The organism is Allomesorhizobium camelthorni (assembly GCF_011045125.1).
Classification (GTDB): domain Bacteria; phylum Pseudomonadota; class Alphaproteobacteria; order Rhizobiales; family Rhizobiaceae; genus Allomesorhizobium; species Allomesorhizobium camelthorni.
In genome coordinates, this window is sequence record NZ_JAAKZF010000189.1 from 1 (window position 1) to 3,946 (window position 3,946).

A 3,946-nucleotide genomic window follows, 5' to 3' on the forward strand; every position below is an offset into this window, starting at 1 on the left:
TAGCGTCGTTCGCAGCCTTGGATTGCCGGCTTTCGATACCCCCTGGTCGTGATCGACCGAGCCGCTCTGCCACGGCGTCGGCGCGAGGCCCGGGCGGCGGATCCTCCCAATCAGAGAAGGTACGGATTGGAAAGCTCCGCCGCAGAGCCGAGCATGCCGCGGGCCGGCGCCGCTTGCCGCGACCTACGGTCTCGCGGACGGCGCGAAGCGCACGGTCGATAGTTGCCGCACGCATCGCCAAAAGCCGCCGCTCCGGCCGCGGCCCCGAACGGGCCCACCGGCGGTCCTTTTTTCAACAGGCGCATCACATGCTTGGGGGTGAAAGCCGCTCACCGCCATGAACTCATCGAGAATGCGCGACTTCTTTGCCCGGTCGCTTCGGGCGGAGCGCTCCGTTATCGCGCTCACCAGCTCGTCCCGTGCCGCCATGCTGACCTGCCTCATCTGATTTGCTCCTGCCACACAAATGCGGGGATCAAGTCAGATGGGCAACGGCTCAACATTCAGGCGAGGCAATGCGGATGTCGCATATGACGCCGGCCGGCCTAGCCTCGCGCCTGGACTTATAGATGTAAAGGGAGCGGTCTCCGCAAAGCTTCGCATGCTTTGAGAACCAATACTTTCCAGGCCTCCCTGACCTGATCCACAAGCTGGCGCCGACGTGCAGGCCTCAAAGCTTTTTTGAAGCACGTCCTGCAGCATGGCCTTCTCCAGTGATCAGCAACGATCCGTTTGAACTTGGCGTTCTCCTCATCGAGCTGCCGCAGGCGCGCTTAACCTCGGATGGTATCAAACCCGCATAGCGCTTGCGCCAATTGTAGAAGGTCGCCTCCGAGATCCCGGCCTTCGGGCACACCTCGCCGATCGCCGTGCCATCCTCAGCCTGCTTCAGAACAAAGGCGATCTGCGTCTCTGAACACTTCGATGCCTTCATGGAACTCTCCTTCTCCCCATCCAGGGATAATAAGTGGAAAATTCCGGCTTCGAACGGTCCGATTTGGCGGGGGCACGTCAATGACCCTATGGGATCTTTGATGATGCTTCCGCAGAGAAGGCGTAGATGATTTGCACAATCGTTCTCCTCGGCCTCACATATTGGCAACGCAAACCCCAGCGGTCCCGTGTGGCGCCGTCGAAACGTTGCGTCGCCAGTGTTACACAGCCAAGCAGATCGCGGCTCACTCTGCGCTCGTACGGGGAGAACCCGGCACTCCGATAGCGTCTCGAGCTGCGCTTGTCGCATTGGCGACAACACGTCAGGGGCTTCGCCGGCGCGAGCATGAGCTATTCCTTCGGCGAATCAACGGCTTGACGCTCGGTTTTCGCGATAGGCACGCTGCTTGCTGAGGATTGGGGGCCAGCAAGCTTGATTGCCGCAGTTGCATGGCTTTGGTCTGGCGAAAGAACCGCGAACTTGGAGAATTCCACCATGAGTGAAACGGCTTTGAATGTCATTCCGCGTACCGCTGTTGTCAAACGTGCGGCGCGAATTGGCGCTGAAATCAGGAATATCAAGCTGTCGGGCGATTTGCCGGACCAGACCATCGCCGCGATCAAAGGCCTGCTGCTTGAACACAAAGTCATCTTCTTCCGTGACCAGGTTCATCTTGACGACGCTGAGCACGAGCGCTTTGCTATTCGTTTCGGGAAGCCTATGCTGTCTCCGACGTTAGATCCTGCGAAGGGAACGATGTCTATCCTCGAGATTGATCACCCACGCGGAGGGTTCCGGACTGATACTTGGCACATCGACTTCGCCTACCTGGATGCTTATCCCAAGATTTTGGTGCTGCGAGGCGCTGTGATCCCACCAGTCGGCGGCGACACGGTGTGGTCAAACACCGCGGCAGCATATCTCGACTTGCCGGCACCGCTGCAAAGGCTTGCCGACGACCTCTGGGCGGTTCACAGCAACGCGTACGACTTCGCCGTGTTTGCCCGCCCCACCGAAGCCGAAAAAAAGATCTACGATGAGGCCCTTAGTAGAGCGAGTTTCGAGACCGAGCATCCCGTTGTACGTGTCCACCCCGAAACCGGCGAGCGAACATTGGTGCTTGGTCTTTATGTGAAAGGTTTTGTTGACCTGCCGAAATATGACGGCCAAAAGCTATTCGATTTATTCGAGTCTCATATCACCGCGCCGGAAAACACTGTGCGCTGGAACTGGAAGCAGGGCGATGTCGCTATCTGGGACAACCGCGCCACGATGCATTATGCGGTTAGGGATTATGGCGACCAACCTCGCGTCGTCCGTCGCGTGGCCATCGATGGCGAGGTACCCGTCGGCGTTGACGGCCGGCGCAGTGTAGTGCGTACCAAGATCATCAAGCCGCCGCCCGCGGCGTCGTCCACGAGCTGAGCCCGTTGACAACAAAGCCGGCCAAAACAAAGGGGCCTCATTGTGCGGCCCGAAATCCCGTTTTGGCGGGCCGCATCGACAAGAGAAGATTTCAACATGCGCTTGGCAGACCTGGCGGCGACTTACTCTCCCGCGCCTTGAAGTACCCACTAATTCTCGGAACAGGGTGGCGAGATCATTTCGGAAACAGCGACATCCCTCGGAATCAGCACCATGAGCGACAGTGTGAATCATCATCGAACATTCGAGGTCCTGACTGCGGAGCCTTTGCAGTCTCGGCGCAAGCCGCGTCATTGGTCGGACGAGGACAAGGCGCGGCTTGTTACGGAGGCGTTGGCACCGGGAGCAATGTTTCGGCGATTGCCGCTCTCACGGACTGGACCCCTTGCAGGTCTATGCGTGGCGTCGCAAGGCGCTGGCGTCTGGAGCGGTTTCGCCGCTGACAGGGGGGCAGGTCAAGCCTGTCAGGTTCACGCGCTTTGAAGCGGTGGGCAGTGAGATGGTGGAAATCGTCGTCGGCGATGTGGTGGTGCGCGTCGGCGGCGAAGTTGATCCGATCGTCTGGTCAAGATTATGCGCGCGGTGCGCAAGACATGATCGCCTCAGGAGTTGTCGTTTACGTGTCGTGCCAGCCGGTCGACTTCCGCAAGGGAGCCGCATCGTTGATGGCTCTGGTGAGGGATGGCGGTCTCGACCCGTTCTCTGGGGCGCTTCACGTGTTCCGCTCAAAGCGAGCTGACCGTGTTCGCATCGTGTGGTGGGACGGCAGCGGGGTCTGCCTTTACTCGAAAACCCTGGAAGAGCACAGCTTCTGCTGGCCGGCGAGATCGGTGCGGATGGCGGTCGGCTCTTCGGGCCGGTCAGCTAGGGACTTTCAGGAATTCTGTGCGCGAGGCCATGATGATGGAAAGGAGAGAATCATCACATGGCTATCGAGAAGGAACTTCTGGACCAACTGCTTGCCGGCCGCGATCCGAATGAGGTGTTTGGCAAGGACGGATTGCTCGACGACCTGAAGAAGGCGCTTTCGGAACGGATTCTGAACGCTGAACTCGACGAGCACCTCGAGGACGACCGCACCGACGGCAGCGCCAATCGCCGCAACGGCCATTCGCGGAAGTCGGTTCTGACGGGCACGTCGAAGATGACGCTGTCGATCCCGCGCGACCGGGCCGGGACCTTCGATCCGAAGCTGATCGCCAAATACCAGCGCCGCTTTCCCGATTTCGACGACAAGATCATCTCCATGTACGCGCGCGGCATGACGGTGCGCGAGATCCGCGGCCATCTGGAGGAGCTCTACGGCATCGACGTGTCGCCGGACCTGATTTCGGCCGTCACCGACGCCGTCCTGGAGGAAGTGGCCGAGTGGCAGAACCGCCCGCTGGATGCGATCTATCCGCTCGTCTTCTTCGATGCGATCCGAGTCAAGATCAGGGACGAGGGCTTCGTGCGCAACAAGGCCGTCTACATTGCGCTCGGCATCCTGCCGGACGGCACGAAGGAGATCCTCGGCATTTGGATCGAGCAGACCGAGGGCGCCAAGTTCTGGCTGCGCGTCATGAACGAACTGAAGAGCCGTGGCGT

At 59.9% G+C, this 3,946-nt stretch carries 3 protein-coding genes and 3 pseudogenes; 3 read left to right on the top strand and 3 right to left on the bottom strand.

Annotated features, from left to right (window positions below):
- From G6N73_RS34905 to G6N73_RS34910, 3 pseudogenes are all read right to left on the bottom strand, one after another.
- Nucleotides 1-90: pseudogene (locus G6N73_RS34905) on the bottom strand (transposase); the annotation flags it as partial.
- Nucleotides 68-247, bottom strand: a pseudogene (locus G6N73_RS38950) (transposase); the annotation flags it as partial. The pseudogenes G6N73_RS34905 and G6N73_RS38950, both read right to left, overlap by 23 nt.
- A 291-nt stretch (nt 248-538) precedes the next feature.
- Nucleotides 539-934 (bottom strand): annotated as a pseudogene (locus tag G6N73_RS34910) (transposase); the annotation flags it as partial.
- A gap of 495 nt (nt 935-1,429) precedes the next feature.
- Between G6N73_RS34910 and G6N73_RS34915 the strand changes: the two are divergent.
- The 3 genes from G6N73_RS34915 to G6N73_RS34925 form a co-directional block, all read left to right on the top strand.
- The gene (locus G6N73_RS34915; RefSeq protein ID WP_165034425.1) at nt 1,430-2,359 is read left to right on the top strand and encodes a TauD/TfdA dioxygenase family protein; all 930 of its coding nucleotides are present in this window, start codon (nt 1,430-1,432) and stop codon (nt 2,357-2,359) included.
- A 593-nt stretch (nt 2,360-2,952) separates the two neighbouring features.
- Complete coding sequence (gene tnpB, locus G6N73_RS38955; RefSeq protein ID WP_425484197.1) at nt 2,953-3,375, top strand: IS66 family insertion sequence element accessory protein TnpB; 423 nt, start codon at nt 2,953-2,955, stop codon at nt 3,373-3,375.
- Nucleotides 3,285-3,946 (top strand): IS256 family transposase (locus G6N73_RS34925; RefSeq protein ID WP_165034427.1); only part of this gene is annotated, 662 nt, incomplete at its 3' end. The genes tnpB and G6N73_RS34925, both read left to right, overlap by 91 nt.